Below are 15,715 nucleotides of genomic sequence, written 5' to 3' on the forward strand. Positions count from 1 at the left end.
TTCAGATTTGTGCGCCTGCCAGACAGGCTGCATAAATTTTTTGACAACCCAGTTGTTCAAGTGTTTGGCTGAGTGCCCGAATCGAACTGCCGGTTGTCACCACATCATCAATAATCAGCACCCGACGGTAACGAAGCTTAGAAATCGTGCTGATCTGGAATTGCGACTGGATATCTTCAATCCGCTCCAGCCGGCTTAGACCTTTCTGTGAATGTTGTTTTAGTCGGGTAATCGGTTGCCAGATGGGTACATTCAACTGTTTCGCCACATGTTTGGCCAGCACCAGAGATTGATTATAACCGCGCTCGGCCAGACGCTCATTCGAGATCGGCATCGGTACTACGGCACTGACTTTAGGCAGGTCTAAACTTAACAGTGCACCTGCCAGTAAATTTTGCAAATGCAGTTTTTGTTCATATTTAAACAGTTGAATCAAACGATCCATCGGGTAGGCATAGTTGCAGGCAATCTGGAACTGCATTTCCTGACGTTGAAGAGTTTGATGTGCCCACGGTAATTGTTGCCAGCAATCTTCACAGACTGAATGAATGGACTGATGATCAGTCAGACACAGCTGACAGGGTTGTAAGCGGGTGAGCCAGGATTTTCCGTGTTGCAGTAATTTAAACATAGGCATAGCGCGGTGCTTCCGGTAGCCAGCGTTGCAATAATGCTTCGGCCTGATCAGGATAATCCTTGAGCATCTGCTGGGCCACATAATGTGCCTGATTGAGCAGGTGATCATCACGTTCAAGTTTGGCCACACGGAAATTCATGTCTCCGGTCTGTTTGGTCCCGAGCAGCTCACCCGGGCCACGTAACTCCAGATCTTTCTCGGCAATCATAAAACCATCATTGGTTTCGCGCATGATTCTTAAACGTTCCTGACCATTTTGCGAAAGTGGATGCTTATACAGCAGGGCACAGAAGCTGGCTTTGGCGCCACGACCGACCCGGCCACGTAGCTGATGCAATTGAGATAGACCCAGACGCTCGGCATTTTCAATCACCATAATGGAGGCATTGGGTACATCGACGCCGACTTCGATCACGGTGGTGGCAATCAGGAGCTGTAATTCATTATTTTTAAACTGCTGCATTACCGCCTGTTTTTCATCGGCTTTCATCTTGCCATGTACCAGTCCGATATTCAGCGCAGGAAAGCGCTCGCGAATTTCGGCAAAGGTCGCTTCTGCGGCCTGAGCATCCAGGGTTTCGGACTGTTCTACCAGTGTACACACCCAATATGCCTGCTTACCTTCAGCACAGTTGCTGGCAATCCGTTGCAAGACTTCTTCGCGTCGATCTAATGGAATGGTCACGGTCTGAATCGGGGTACGGCCCGGCGGCAGCTCGTCAATCACCGAGGTATCCAGATCACCATAGGCAGACATGGCCAGTGTGCGGGGAATCGGAGTCGCAGTCATCACCAGTTGATGCGGAGACATACCATCTAGCCCTTTATTTCTGAGTGCAAGGCGCTGATCCACACCAAAGCGGTGCTGTTCATCAATAATCACCAGACCCAGTTTGGCAAACTCGACATTTTCCTGAAACAGGGCATGCGTTCCGATCACCAGATGGGCGCTGCCATCCCGAATCACCTGTTCCGCTGCGGCGCGAGCTTTACCTTTTTGCTTGCCGGAAAGCCAGGCCACATTTAAGCCCAAAGGCTCAAACCAGCGTTTAAAATTCAGATAATGCTGCTCGGCCAGAATCTCGGTCGGTGCCATCAATGCAACTTGCCAGCCTTCTTCCAGTGCATGGCAAGCTGCGACACCAGCCACCAGGGTTTTACCCGCGCCGACATCGCCTTGCACCAGACGCAACATCGGTTTATTGCTTTTTAAATCCTGCACGATTTCTCTGGATACACGTTTTTGCGCACCGGTCATTTCAAAAGCCAGACTGGCTAAGAGCTGTTTGGCATAGGTTTTACTGGGCGCAAATGAAGGCGCTTCGACTTGCTGAATAAAGGCCCGACGTGTCAATAAACTGATCTGATGCGCCACCAGCTCTTCAAAGATCAGGCGTTGCTGTGCAGGATGCGAGCCTTGTGCCAGCTGCAGCATATTGGCGTTGACTGGTGGATGATGGATATATTCCAGTGCCTGTTTCAGCGCATAACCGTTACTAAATTTTGCTGGCAGCAATTCAGGCAGATGGTCGCTATACTGAGCCAAGGCCTGCTGAATATAATCCCGTATTTTTGGCTGGGTCAGACCTTCAGTCGCCGGATAAATTGCCGTGAGCTGGGTTTGAGGTAAAGGTGTGTCCTCAGTAATGACTTGCAGTTCGGGATGATACATTTCCAGACCGCGCGCACCGACCCGCACTTCACCAAAAATTCTTAAACGGTTACCCAGTTTGCAGCGGTCAGTAATACCTTTATAGATATGATAAAAACGTAAAGTAACCTTGCCAAAATCATCATCCAGCAACACAGCCATAGATTTGCGTTTACCGGGTGGAAAATCTACACCTTTAACGATCCCTTCCAGCAGATAACTGCGTCCCACGCTCAATTGATTCATGGGAATGATCGTGCTACGGTCTTCATAGTCACGTGGTAGATGAAAAAGCAAATCATCAGTATTGAAGATATTTAGTTTTTCGAGTAATGCAGCGGCGGCATTGCCAACGCCTTGTAACTGATGGACTGCAGCCATGTCCCCTCAACCAGATTTGTGATTCGGTGCTCAATGCATATTTTATTTACCGGTTATGGTAAAACATCCCGACGTGTGGCTAAACAACTATTTGAGCAAGGTCATCAAATTAGCACAATTAGCCAGAGTCCCAAAACAGATTCATTCGCAACTCATCTGATTCAGGATGTGCATCAACTGGATTTAACTGCAGTTACCCCAGTTGATTGGGTCTATGTATTACTTAGTCCAAAACAAAGTACGGTTGAAGGTTATCAGCAGACTTATCTGGATTCGGTTCAGCCGATTATCACTGCGTTGAAGCATCATCCAGTGCAACGGATTGTGGTGGTGTCATCGACACGAGTGTATGGGCAAAATTCCGGTGAAATCGTAGATGATGAAACTGAAATTCACCCAATTGATGCTCAGGGCAAAATCTTGCAGCAGATGGAGCAGACTTATTTCGCTGCTTATCCTGAGCAATGTACCATCATTCGGCCAAGCGGGATTTATGGCGCTTCAGTTGCACGTATGCAAAAAATGGCTGCCTCGATGTTGAGTTATCCAAATCGGCACTGGTCGAACCGGATTCATATTGAAGATTTATCACGTTTATTGTCACAGATGATTCACGTGGAACATCCTGAAAAGTCTTATATTGTGACCGATAACCAGCCAAAATTAATGCATGAAATATTGCAATGGTTCCAACAGCAGCTGGGGCTTCCTTTACTGCAAGTGGAAAGCGAGCAGGTGACAGGTAAGAAACTTTATGCGACTCGAATGCAGCAAATGGGATTTGAGTTAGAGCATCCAGATTGTTATGAGGATTATTTGGAGTTGATGGAAAAATAATCTTTAGCCCCTTCTTTTAAAAGAGGAACATTCCTCCTTTTCTCGAAGGGGAGAGGGAGGATTAAATTCCCTCTCCTTTTAGGAGAGGGCTAGGGAGAGGTGGAGAATTTTTTGAACATTTTTCCTCATCTCCCTTGCGAAGCAGTGCTTTTCACCGCGGAGGGAGAAGGAGCTTAGGGGCTTAAATAATCTTACTTCTTTTTCCGCTTCGCGCGTTTCTTGGCTTGTTCAGCTGCAACCGCATCGAGGGCTTCTTTCAGTTCTTCATCCGTAAAGTCGGTGATGTGGTGCAGCATTTGTAGCTTCACTTCATCCAGTACCAAATCTGCATATTGAGCCACATTGGTTAGCTGCTCATCAAAGACAATCGCATTGTCTTCATTGGTACACAGATAACCTTTTTGGGTTAAGACTTTAATAAAGCTCTGGAATAGGGCTTTGTCGAAGAACTCAGGTGAGTTGAACTCATATAGCACAGACAGGCGCTGTCCCACCAGATAACTCAGCTCTTCGACCTGACGGGTCGAAATATTGCCAGAACCACGCTGGGTAATCAGTGCCAAAGTCATGTAGTAACGTTCCAGACTTTGGGTTACTGGTGCAGCTAGAACTTCAAGCTGATGATGTGCTTCTGTATTTGGTGCAGGTGCAATCAGGTTTTCACCATCTTGTGTAATCAGTTTTGAGGCAATTAAGCTGTCAATATGCGCATTCACCTGATCCTGAATCTCATCTTCATGCCATTTTAAAAACAGTTCAGCTTTGAGGAATGGGTACAGGGTACTGCTGATATTCACGACATCATGACGACGAATGGTACCGTTATGTTCAACTAGGGCTGCAATCAAAGATGGCAGCACAAAAGTGTGCACAATATTATTACGGAAATACGTCAGCAGAACTGCCTGATTATCTTCAATCGCAATAATATCTCCCAGTACATGCTTGACCCGCTTGATCAGTTTCAGCTTCATCGCATAGGCAATTATTTCTTTGCCTGACAGCGGCGTCACCTGCATGCGTTCATCATAAGGCAATGCTGCCAGCAAGGTGCGATAGGTATCCAGCTGTTTGATACAGATTTCTTCATCCAGCGTATGTTTTGGCGTAGCCAGTAAGATTAAAGATAATAATGATACCGGATTGATTACGACCGCACTGTTGATATTTTCCAGAATAGCTTGTGCCGAGCTATTCACAGCATCAGAAACTGCTTGGGGAATTGGATCATCATTCTTTTCGATCTTAATATTTTCTGCGCCATGCTGTTTCAGGATGTCATCTAGAAATACCGGGTTCCCGAAGTTCAGATGTACCTTGCCAAAAATGCGTTCAATTTTGCGCAGGGTTTTCAAAATTCCAAAAATAGACTCAGCTTCTTTTGGCTTGCCACTCATTTCACCGACATAAGTGCCACCTTCCATCAGGCGTTCATAGCCAATATAGGTTGGCAAAAACACAATCGGTTTAGATTTGCCACGTAAATGACCATGTACGGTCATCGCCAGCATCCCGGTTTTTGGCGGAAGCAAACGACCGGTGCGTGAACGGCCGCCTTCAATAAAGTATTCCAGCGGGGTATTACGTGACAGGACGCTATACAGATATTCTTTAAACACCGTGGTATACAGCGCGTTGCCGCGGAAAGTACGGCGAATAAAGAAAGCGCCACCACCGCGCAAAATCTGACCGACAAAAGGCATATTCAGGTTATCGCCCGCAGCGATATACGGCACCATCAAGCCACGACGATAGATCACATAAGACAATAACAAATAGTCGATGTGACTGCGGTGACATGGGGTATAGACAATTTCATAATCCTTGGCCAGTTCACGCACGGTACTGAAATTATGCACTTCCACACCATCATAAAGCTGGGTCCATAAGCGGGTCAGGGCCTTGTCGGCAAAACGTACGGTAGAATGAGAATAATCGGAAACGATTTCGTTCAGATAACCAATCGCACGACGTTCAGATTCCAGCATCGAGATTTTGCTACGAATACTGTCATTGCGAATCGCTGCCTGTACATCGGGTGACTTGATCAGGCCATGCATGACATTACGGCGGTCGGACAGATCCGGCCCGAGAATGACTTCACGCTGACCATCCAGGTAATCATTTAAAGTGCTGACAATATAGGTGGCCGGCGCTGAATTTGGATGCGTCTCTTTGGCAAAGTTAATCAAGGTGCGTAAAGATTGCGGTTCATGAAACTCTAAATAAGACTGGCGACCATGCAGGCCGATATTGACCAGTTGTTTGACCCGGCTTGGCGTAGACCAAGTATCGGTAAATAAAAGCTTAAACCAGGAATCTTCTTTCTCAGGTTCACGTCCCCAAAGTACTGTTACCGGAACCAGTTCGACATCCAGCTCAGGATGCTGTTCCAGGATTTCAATCAGACGTAACAGGCGCGGCGGGAAAGCATGCGGGGGAGAACTCAACAGGTTATTTTCATCATGATGCTGTAAAAACAGTACCGATGCTTTTTCCTTATTATTGCCCAGTTGCATTGGATCAAGTGCAGCCGGCAATTTTAAGCGTCGCGTTTCTGCATCGACAACCAGTGCATTACTACGCGAATGGTTCTGTAAAACGTAGCAGACCAGTTTCTGCGATTCTGCTGCAGTCTGATCAGATTCAGGCGCTGTCACTTCACTTGGTACTTCCCCAAGAACATGAGGGGTAACCACAAGATCAAGTAACTTACTTGAAAGCTTGCGATACATTTGACCAAAGCCATTCTTGGACATAGCTGCTCCTAATTTTACTGACCAAAACCACAGGACTTCTGAGGGAATTTATTTTGCGGGTTTCTAAAGCGAAACAATATATCTTTTTTTAACAACTTCAACAGAAGTGCTTCAATTTTAGCGTGAAAGCAGGTGCTTTTCCTAGTCACTTATGACATCAGTATGACAGAACAGTCATGCAAACTTTAGAGTTTCGTTCTGATTTTGTGGCAGAATATTCCAGATCAATTATTTAGATCCTTTTTTCCATTTTGGGATATCTCCAATATTAGATAGGTTGCTTATGAATGCCTTAACACAGGAACTGGTCGAGCTGCTCAGCTTAGAAAAGTTAGAAGAAAACATTTTCCGGGGAATCAGCCGGAATCTGGTGGGCAAGCGCGTGTTCGGTGGGCAGGTTTTAGGGCAGGCACTACGCGCCGCGTCTTATACCACAGACCGTCCAGCACATTCATTACATGCCTATTTTCTGTTTGGCGGGGATGTCAATGCACCGATTATTTATGAAGTGGATCGTATCCGTGACGGCAAGAGCTTTGTCAGCCGTCAGGTGCGCGCTATTCAGCATGGCCGTACCATTTTCATGTGTATGGTGTCTTTCGCGCATCAGGAAGAAGGGCTCAATTACCAGATTTCAGAGCCTGAATATCCACCGGCAGAAAGCCTGAAAAATGAAGCGGAACTGATCAAACAGATTATTGAGTTTATTCCGGAAAATGTCCGTGCATCTTTCACTCGTGATCGTCATGTGGAAATTCGTCCGGTCAATCCGCAAAATCCATTCCAGCCTCAACCTGAAGCACCGTCTTATGCGCACTATATCCGTACGCATGACCGTATTGCTGCAGAAGTCGATCAGATCTCCTTGCATCAGGCTATTGCTGCTTTCTATTCTGATTTTACCTTGATGACCACAGCGCTTCGTCCACATGGTCTGAGCTATATCTCGCCAAGTTTGCAATGTGCCAGTATTGACCATGCCATGTACTTCCATAAACCGTTCCGTGCGGATGAGTGGATGCTTTACGATATGGATGCCACCCAAAGCGCCAGTTCGCGTGGCCTGAATTTTGGCCGGATGTGGCAGAACGGTGAGCTGGTCTGCAGTACCTCTCAGGAAGGCTTGATCCGTTTACGTGAAATCGAAACACAGTAATTTTTCTTCCTGCTCAAAAAGTCGAATCCCTGATTCGGCTTTTTGTTTTTAAGCCGGATGAAAATGGCCATTTGATATCATGTCCTCACGCCGCGTTTATAAAATATTACTCGATTCTGTAGAATTCGCATGGCATAGTGCGGCTTAAGATCAATATTAAAAATGCATGAAAAGATGAGCTTAAATACGCAAATTCTAATTGCCGCCGTATTGGGGGTGCTGTTTGGATTTCTATTGACGATATTTCCGCAGACCTCATTTTTTGATATCAGCTTATATGGCATCGGTATCGTCAGCAGCATTTTTATTGGCTTGTTAAAAATGCTGTTAGTGCCGCTGATTTTTAGCTCGATCGTGGTCGGCGTATCCAATCTGCAGGCGGGTGGGCAGCTAAGCCGCACCTGGAAAATCACCCTGATGTGCTGTGTGACCACCACCACCTTGGCGCTCATTTTAGGTCTGGCGTGTGCGCATTTATTTGATGTCGGTAAGGGTGTTGATGTGCTGATGTTCCAGGATGCCATGGCGCAACATCAAACGCCAGATACCCTGACACCTTCATCTTTCTTTACCAATTTTATTCAGAATACCCTGATCAATCCGTTTAAAGCTTTTGCCGATGGCAATGTCTTGGCGGTGGTAGTCTTTGCCTTATTTGTTGGTGTGGCACTGGTGGCAGGTGGGGATAAATTTCGTACCGTGCGCAAGCTGAGTCACCAGTTTTTCGAGATCATGATGTTGATGATTGGCTGGGTTATGAAACTGGCACCGCTTGGTATTTTTGCCTTATTGGCTAAATTAATTGCCACTGAAGATGTTTCAGTCCTCAGTCGTCTGGCTGAATTCGCTGCGGTAGTCACCGGTACGACGATTTTTCATGGCATCGTGGTTTTGCCTTTATTGCTGTGGATTTTCGGCAAGATGGATCCGGTCACGTTCTTTAAAGGCACACGTGCTGCCTTGATTACTGCCTTTGCCACCAGTTCCAGTTCGGCCACCATGCCCTTGTCGATGAAATGCGCACAGGAAAATTTAGGGGTACGTCCACATACTGCAGGCTTTGTGATTCCACTTGGTACACAGTTGAATATGGATGGTACGGCGCTGTATGAAGCAGCTGCAGCTCTGTTTATTGCCAATTTAATGGGGCTGGATCTGAGTCTGGGGCAGCAACTGGTGGTCTGTGCAACTGCGATGATTGCATCCTTAGGTGCACCGGGAATTCCGAGTGCCGGTATGGTGACCATGATTATGGTCTTGCAATCGGTTGGTTTACCTGCCGAGGCGATTGCCATTCTTTTACCGATCGACCGTTTACTGGATACCGTACGTACAGTGGTGAATGTTCAGGGAGATATGATGATCAGCGTGGTGGTGGACCGGCATACGCGTGAACCCGATCTTCAAGCTACAGATAGCTAAAACATTTAAAAAAATAAAAAAAAGCAGGTATTTGACCTGCTTTTTTATTTGTACGTTGAGTTTTAATAAATCAAGAATGATCACAGATCATTTAGGTGATATGGTCTTAATCCGCTGAACGCTTATTCTGATTTAGCTCATCTGCCGCTTTAAGCTCGGATTGATCCTGCTCAAGCAATTCCAGCGGTTCTTCAGCTTCATTTAAATCATGAGTCGATACTTCAGCATGCTCAGAATCAGTTTCACTAAGCTCGAGCTCTTCAAGCGGTTCATCAGATTCATTCAAATCATGCGCTGATGCTTCCGGAATGCTGTCCAGATCATATTCAGATGCTTGATCTAAGGTAAAGTTCAAACGGCCACCCATGACGCTGGCCAGTTCTTCTAAACCTTGTTTGTTCATGGAGGAAAACAGTTGAATCGAGAAATCCAGCTTCATCTTTTTCAATGCCGCTTTGACTTCCTGCAAGGCTTTGGATGCAGGACCACGGTTTAGTTTGTCAGATTTGGTCAATAACACATGCACGAACAACTGGCGGGAATAAGCCCATTCCAGCATCATTACATCAAAGTGTTGCAGGGGATGACGGATATCCATCAACAATACCAGGCCTTGCAAGCTTTGACGGTGAATCAGGTAATTTTCCAGTTCTTTTTGCCAGACCAGTTTCATTTTTTCAGGCACAGCCGCATAACCATAACCGGGTAAGTCGACCAGACGCTGATCCGGATTACCCAGGCTGAAAAAGTTGATCATCTGGGTACGGCCAGGTTTTTTCGATGCACGTGCCAACTGTTTCTGGTTGGTCAGGGCATTAATCGCACTAGACTTACCCGCATTCGAGCGGCCGGCAAAAGCAATTTCATAGCCTGTATCTTCTACACAAAGACTGAGTTTGGGTGCACTCATTAAAAATTCGGCTTTGCGTAGCCAGTTGAGTGCGCGCACAGAATATTCAGTAATGGCAGAATCAACTTTTTTCTCGTAGCTGATCTTTTGCTTAGGCGCATGGGCTGTCTTACTGTTTTTGGATTTTCCTCTGCTGTGGTGCATAACTCAACTTCAATAAATGATCTACAATGAAACATTATAAAGGAAGTCGCACAGGCAAGCGAACTTTGCCGCAAGAATAAGTCACAAGACATGACCCGGAAGACTTTAAAGATTAATCAGGCCGATCGGAGAATTTGTACTGAAACGCGCATTTCGTGGCGTAATCACATCTTTAAGTACATATTGATCCAGACTGCTATAAAACTGTTCCACTGCATCATCTAAAATGCCTTTTAAACCACAGGTCGGACGTAATACGCAGGGTGGGCTATTGCATTCCACTACATTGCTGTCGCGTTGTAGAATCCGCACAATCTGTCCCAGCTGGAGGTTCAGGCTTGCCGGATTTAAACGTATGCCGCCACCTTTACCACGTGTGGTGATCAGCCAGTCCTGTTTCGCCATAAAATGCACGATTTTCATGGCATGATTTTGTGAAACCTGCAAGCGCTCGGCAAGTTCTGCAATGGTATAAGGGAGATCACGTGGCTGTGCGACATACATCAGGATCCGAAGCGCATAGTCAGTGAATTTATTGAGTTGCATAAGGTCAACAGCTAGAAAATGAAAAAGTTGAATGTTAAAAGCTCCACGAATGGAGCTTTTAATCAGAATCTGATGCTAGTCTAAACCGTTTTGGTAATTAAAGCTTGAGCGGGGCAGACACTTCAACTATATCACCAACTTTGTAGTGGTCGATCAGTGTCTGTGCAACCGAGAATGTGGTTGGATTTTCTTCCGCTTTCACAGTAATTTGATATTGCTCGTTTTGAGCTTGATCAAAGCTAAACTGTTGTGGTTGACGAATGTGCTGTTCAGGCACCTGTACACGTACTGAAATATGTTCACCAGCTTCAGCACTTGCAATCGCTGCACCATCTTTAGCTTTAAGCGTAAAGACTTTACCTGCATCGGTATCATTCACTGCTGCCACTTCAAATTCGCGCCAGCCCGCCCAGCCACCATTTTCAGAAGCTAGAGTGGCATATTTAGATTTTTCCACACCAATCAAAATATCTGCCAGTTGCATATAAGCTTCTTTCCAGGCTGCGATCAGGTCTGAGTCCATGGGTACATCTAAAACTTCGCTGATTGAGTGCAACAGGTTCTCACCGACAATCGCATATTGATCCGGTTGAATATCCAGGCTGACATGTTTAGTGGTAATGCGTTCGATGGCTTTGGCCAAAACGCCCGGATTGGTAATGTTTTCGGCATAGGCAAGTACTGCAGCAGCCAAGGCACGTGGTTGACGGCCGGTACTTTGATGATCCATGTTGAAGGTGTTTTTCAACTCTGGATGGTTGTTCAACATGCGGTTATAGAAATACGTGGTAAGTGCTACGCCGTTTTCACGTAAAACAGGAACAGTCGCTTGTACAAGTTCGATATGTTGTGGAGTCATGAGAGCCGTCTTCAGGTGTTTTTAAAAGATGTATTTAAATTACATCTTTTAAAATGGCTTTACAATAGCGCATAGTCATAAAACCGTAAAAAAATTATGGGATATGAAAATATCCCATAAAAAGTGTGATGATGATCGGAAAAGGAGCGGGATTATTTGCGGCCAAACAGCGAACCCAGTAAGCCGCGCACAATTTTCTGCCCAGTACTCCCGCCCAGGCTGCGGGCAGCACTTTTGGCAAAGGTGCCGACAATATCCTGAGTCAGTTTTTCTCGTTGCTTGACTGCGCGTTCAGCTTCTTTTTGCTGTTCTCGTGCCAGACGTTCCTGTTCTTTAAGTTGCTGCTTGGCGAGGGCTTCTTGCTCTTTGCTTTGTTGTTTGGCAAGTTCGGCGGCTTGAGCCTGCTGCTGGCGTTCTGCCACCTTATTTTGCAGCATTTCGTGGGCACTGTCCCGATCGACTGGCTGCTCATAAATACCGGCGACAATACTTTGCTGCATGAGAGCCTTGCGTTCTTCAAGCGAGATCGGTGTAAAGGAGGAATGCGGCGGCATGACCCAGCCACGTTCTACAATTTGCGGAATGCCTTTTTCATCCAGGCAGCTAATTAGGGCTTCACCGACAGCAAGTTCGGTAATCACTTGATCGACTTTAAATTCAGGATTGGCTCGGAAGGTCTCTGCTGCGGTTTTCACTGCTTTTTGATCTTTGGGAGTGAAAGCCCGTAAAGCATGTTGAACCCGATTGCCGAGCTGGCCTAAGACACTTTCCGGTAAGTCCAGTGGATTTTGCGTGACAAAATAAATCCCCACACCTTTCGAGCGAATGAGACGCACCACCTGCTCAATTTTATCCTGTAGGGCAGGGCTGGCATTATCAAACAAGAGATGGGCTTCATCAAAGAAAAACACCAGTTTGGGTTTATCTAGATCGCCGACTTCTGGAAGCTGTTCAAACAGCTCGGAGAGCATCCAGAGCAAGAACGTGGCATATAGCTTAGGCGTATTCATTAGCTTGTCAGCCGCCAACAAATTGATATTGCCACGTCCTTGACTATCTGTCTGCAAAAAGTCCATCAGATCTAGCGCTGGTTCGCCAAAAAACTGGTCACCGCCTTGGTCAGCCAGTGCTAACAAATTACGTTGAATCGCACCGAGACTGGCGGGTGAAAGATTGCCATATTCAGCTTTAAAGTCAGCCGCATGCTCAGAGACATAACTCAGCATCGCTTTCAGATCTTTAAAGTCGATCAGCAATAAACCCTGATCATCGGCAATCCGAAACACGGCAGATAAAACGCCTTCCTGGGTGTCATTCAGATTCAGTATTTGCGCCAGCAGCAGCGGGCCAATTTCAGAAATGGTAGTGCGAATCGGATGACCCTGTTCGCCAAATAAATCCCAAAACACCACTGGTGAGGCTGCAAAAGGAATGGACTCGATATTGAGACTTTTAATCCGTTCATCAAACTTGGGGCTGCTTTCACCTGCTTTGGCCAGGCTGGACACATCGCCTTTGGCATCGGCGAGGAATATAGGTACACCAATTCGAGAAAAGCTCTCCGCCAATACTTTTAAAGTCACAGTCTTTCCGGTACCAGTGGCACCTGCAATCAAGCCATGTCGATTGGCAAGTTGGGAATGCAGCACAATATCCTGTGTGGTATCCGCAGTTTTTTTAGCAATAACAATTGGTCTACCCATAGCTTTTCCTGTTATTTATTATTCGTTTTTAAGTTTTTTCATTTGTTCTAGTGCATGCTGAATATCTTGAATCAAATCTTCCGGATATTCCAGTCCAATACAGAAACGAACCAGCAAGCCGTCTTTTAAGTGTGAATGTTCCAGCACACGCATGTCTTTTAAGTTATATAGCATGACCAGACTGACAGGGCCACCCCAACTAAAGCCAAGCTTAAACAGTTTTAAGCTATCACAGAAATTCCGGATATCCTGCATTACGTATGTGCTGTCAAAGATCACGCTGACCAGGCCGGCACTATCACCTTGCTTGCAAATTTCTTTCCAGTACTGATGGCCTGCACTGTCCGGATCTGAAGGATGAAGTACTTGCACAAACTCGGTTTGCTGTTTAAGCCATGTCATTAATGTAAGCGCACTGTTGGATTGATGTTGATATCGCAGTTGCATCGAAGCCAGACTACGTTGTATCTGTGCCACATCATCACCAGAAACACTAATGCCCTGAATGGCATGCGCACGGAACAGTTTGTGATGCAGGGTCTTATCTCGCGTAACCACTGAGCCCATCAGGATATCACCACCGCCGCTTGGATATTTGGTCAGTGCATGTACCGTCATATCTACACTTAAATGCTCTTCACTAAAATCAAAGGCATCAAAAGCCAGACCTGCGCCCCAGGTATTATCCAGCGCAGTAAGAATATTGTGTGCCTGAGCTTTTTTCACTAAACCAGCCAGATCCGGAAATTCCAAGGTGACTGAGCCAGCAGCCTCGAGCCAGATCAGTTTGGCTTTATCTGTAGGCTGAAATGTATCAAGCTCTATGGGATTGTAGACCTTAACCGTAATTCCATAACGCTTTTCCATATTGCGTAAATGCTCCATGTTTGGACCATAGATATTGTCAGCCACCCAAACCTCATCGCCCTGGCTTAAAAAGCAAGAATTCACGAGATTAATCGCGGATAAACCACTCGGTGCGAGCAGGTGATATAAACCACCTTCGAGTTGTGCGATGTTATCGCCCAGCGTAAAGGTCGTAGGCGTGCCATGCGTGCCATAACTATAATCATAGTCATCGGTCCAATGGCGATTAAACAGGGCATCGGTATTGTTAAAGATAATCGTCGATGCACGATAGAGGGGAGGCTGAATGGTGGAAATCGCTTGAGGAGCCTTTCGTGGTGCATGAATCAGGCGAGTTTGAGGGTCTTGTTTCACGTGAATGCGCTCAAATGTAATCAAATATTACTCTAGCTTAAGAGAATCTGTGACTCACTGCCAGTGACGTTGTGAATTGTTTAAAAACAACAAGTCTTATAAAAAGTTGGCTTCATTTTTGCAAAACCTAAATCTATATAGCTAAAAAAATAGGTTGAGGAGCATGAAATCGCATTTAAAAGTGCATTATTTTCAGCATATTGCTGGTGAAGGTTTTGGTAGTTGTTATGAATTTTTAAAGCAGCATCAGGCGCACATTACAGCGACTGAATTTTTTGCTTTACCCGTGGATCGAACGCTGGAGATCGAGGCGCTGCCTGCAGTGGAAGAGGTGGATTTGCTGATCATTATGGGGGGAACCATGAGTGTGAATGATGAAGCGAATTTCCCTTGGTTAAAAATAGAAAAACGCTGGTTGCGTCGCTATCTTTCGCATGGCAAACCGGCAATTGGCCTGTGTCTGGGTGGGCAATTGATTGCAAATGCTTTAGGTGCAGGTGTTAGTCGCAATCCAGAACAGGAATTGGGGTGGACCACGGTGCACAGAGTGACGAATCTACCAGAGACGTGTTTTAGCTTGCCGGAGCAATTTAATATTCTGCAATGGCACAATGAAACATTTGAATTGCCCAAAGGTGCAGTCCATCTGGCAGAAAATGAAGCCTGTCGTAATCAGATGTATCAGTTGGGCAGAAATGTATTGGGCTTCCAGTTTCATCCTGAAATTACCCCAGAAACCCTGGCATTGTTTTTGGAAAATGAAGAAGAGCTTGCGCAATTTTCAGGAAAATATGTGCAAAATTTATTTGAATTAAAAAAAACCACGAAGCAAAAATTTATTGAAGGAAATCAGATGTTAAATCGTGCTATAGAATATGTTTTGGCAAAAACTGCCTAATATTTAAACAATAAACTATTGTTTTAAGTCATAAATTGAAAACTTGGATAAAACCATAAAAGAGATTTGCTTATGCATTAAACAATGGCTATAATAAGCGACCCTTCAATAGGAAGGGGGTTAACTGCGAATAAAGTAGTTAACTATCGTTACAGTCGTGGCATCGATCATGACCTTAGTGATATTTCACTGCTCTTGACACTTGCCCACATAAAGTGGGGTGAGATGCGTCAAGAGTGATTCTTTATATATTTGGCTTGGAGTTTACTGGTATGTCTAACCAGAGAATTCGTATCCGTCTTAAGTCTTTTGATCATCGCCTGATTGATCAATCAGCTCAAGAAATCGTAGAAACCGCAAAACGTACTGGCGCACAAGTGTGTGGTCCAATTCCAATGCCAACACGCATTGAACGTTTTAACGTTTTAACATCACCACACGTAAACAAAGACGCGCGTGACCAGTACGAAATCCGTACTTACAAGCGTTTGATCGACATCGTTCAACCTACAGACAAAACTGTAGATGCATTGATGAAGTTAGATCTTGCAGCTGGTGTTGATGTTCAGATCGCATTGGGTTAAGGCTTTC

At 45.5% G+C, this 15,715-nt stretch carries 12 protein-coding genes and 1 pseudogene; 5 read left to right on the forward strand and 8 right to left on the reverse strand.

Annotated features, from left to right (window positions below):
• Position 1: 1 nt before the first annotated feature.
• Together NI455_RS03125 and recG are read right to left on the reverse strand one after the other, a co-directional pair.
• The gene (locus NI455_RS03125) at positions 2 to 637 is read right to left on the reverse strand and encodes a ComF family protein (RefSeq protein WP_253112365.1); all 636 of its coding nucleotides are present in this window, start codon (positions 635 to 637) and stop codon (positions 2 to 4) included.
• The gene (gene recG / locus NI455_RS03130) at positions 624 to 2,669 is read right to left on the reverse strand and encodes an ATP-dependent DNA helicase RecG (RefSeq protein WP_253112368.1); all 2,046 of its coding nucleotides are present in this window, start codon (positions 2,667 to 2,669) and stop codon (positions 624 to 626) included. The genes NI455_RS03125 and recG overlap by 14 nt, the downstream gene beginning before the upstream one ends.
• A gap of 33 nt (positions 2,670 to 2,702) precedes the next feature.
• On the opposite strand from recG, the gene NI455_RS03135 reads away from it, so the two are divergent.
• Complete coding sequence (locus tag NI455_RS03135) at positions 2,703 to 3,506, forward strand: NAD(P)H-binding protein (RefSeq protein ID WP_253112373.1); 804 nt, start codon at positions 2,703 to 2,705, stop codon at positions 3,504 to 3,506.
• Between the two features lie 191 nt (positions 3,507 to 3,697).
• On the opposite strand, the gene plsB is transcribed toward NI455_RS03135, so the two are convergent.
• Complete coding sequence (plsB, locus tag NI455_RS03140) at positions 3,698 to 6,265, reverse strand: glycerol-3-phosphate 1-O-acyltransferase PlsB (protein WP_148335058.1); 2,568 nt, start codon at positions 6,263 to 6,265, stop codon at positions 3,698 to 3,700.
• 283 nt (positions 6,266 to 6,548) lie between these two features.
• Here plsB and NI455_RS03145 point away from each other — a divergent pair, with 283 nt between their 5' ends.
• The gene (locus NI455_RS03145) at positions 6,549 to 7,421 is read left to right on the forward strand and encodes an acyl-CoA thioesterase (RefSeq protein WP_004645045.1); all 873 of its coding nucleotides are present in this window, start codon (positions 6,549 to 6,551) and stop codon (positions 7,419 to 7,421) included.
• 174 nt (positions 7,422 to 7,595) lie between these two features.
• Positions 7,596 to 8,843, forward strand: coding sequence for a dicarboxylate/amino acid:cation symporter (locus NI455_RS03150; protein ID WP_071850882.1), 1,248 nt, complete (start codon positions 7,596 to 7,598; stop codon positions 8,841 to 8,843).
• A gap of 277 nt (positions 8,844 to 9,120) precedes the next feature.
• Here the strand turns inward: NI455_RS03150 and yihA are convergent.
• The 5 genes and pseudogenes from yihA to NI455_RS03175 form a co-directional block, all read right to left on the reverse strand.
• Positions 9,121 to 9,897 (reverse strand): annotated as a pseudogene (gene yihA, locus NI455_RS03155) (ribosome biogenesis GTP-binding protein YihA/YsxC); the annotation flags it as partial.
• Between the two features lie 105 nt (positions 9,898 to 10,002).
• Positions 10,003 to 10,443 carry an RrF2 family transcriptional regulator gene (locus NI455_RS03160; RefSeq protein ID WP_224216265.1) on the reverse strand — a complete coding sequence of 147 codons (441 nt, stop codon included), beginning with the start codon at positions 10,441 to 10,443 and terminating at the stop codon, positions 10,003 to 10,005.
• A 97-nt stretch (positions 10,444 to 10,540) separates the two neighbouring features.
• A complete protein-coding gene (locus NI455_RS03165; RefSeq protein ID WP_253112376.1) occupies positions 10,541 to 11,302 on the reverse strand; it encodes a globin domain-containing protein in 762 nt (253 codons plus the stop codon).
• Between the two features lie 152 nt (positions 11,303 to 11,454).
• Complete coding sequence (locus NI455_RS03170) at positions 11,455 to 13,005, reverse strand: helicase HerA-like domain-containing protein (RefSeq protein ID WP_253112378.1); 1,551 nt, start codon at positions 13,003 to 13,005, stop codon at positions 11,455 to 11,457.
• An 18-nt stretch (positions 13,006 to 13,023) separates the two neighbouring features.
• Positions 13,024 to 14,226, reverse strand: a complete 1,203-nt coding sequence (locus tag NI455_RS03175) for a PLP-dependent transferase (protein WP_253112381.1) — start codon at positions 14,224 to 14,226, stop codon at positions 13,024 to 13,026.
• 163 nt (positions 14,227 to 14,389) lie between these two features.
• Here NI455_RS03175 and NI455_RS03180 point away from each other — a divergent pair, with 163 nt between their 5' ends.
• Positions 14,390 to 15,124 carry a type 1 glutamine amidotransferase gene (locus NI455_RS03180; RefSeq protein ID WP_253112384.1) on the forward strand — a complete coding sequence of 245 codons (735 nt, stop codon included), beginning with the start codon at positions 14,390 to 14,392 and terminating at the stop codon, positions 15,122 to 15,124.
• A gap of 272 nt (positions 15,125 to 15,396) precedes the next feature.
• Positions 15,397 to 15,708: a 30S ribosomal protein S10 gene (rpsJ, locus tag NI455_RS03185; RefSeq protein ID WP_000070912.1), complete on the forward strand. Its 312-nt coding sequence runs from the start codon at positions 15,397 to 15,399 to the stop codon at positions 15,706 to 15,708.
• Positions 15,709 to 15,715 lie beyond the last annotated feature (7 nt).

It is taken from the genome of Acinetobacter lwoffii, from assembly GCF_024129435.1.
Lineage (GTDB): Bacteria > Pseudomonadota > Gammaproteobacteria > Pseudomonadales > Moraxellaceae > Acinetobacter > Acinetobacter lwoffii_F.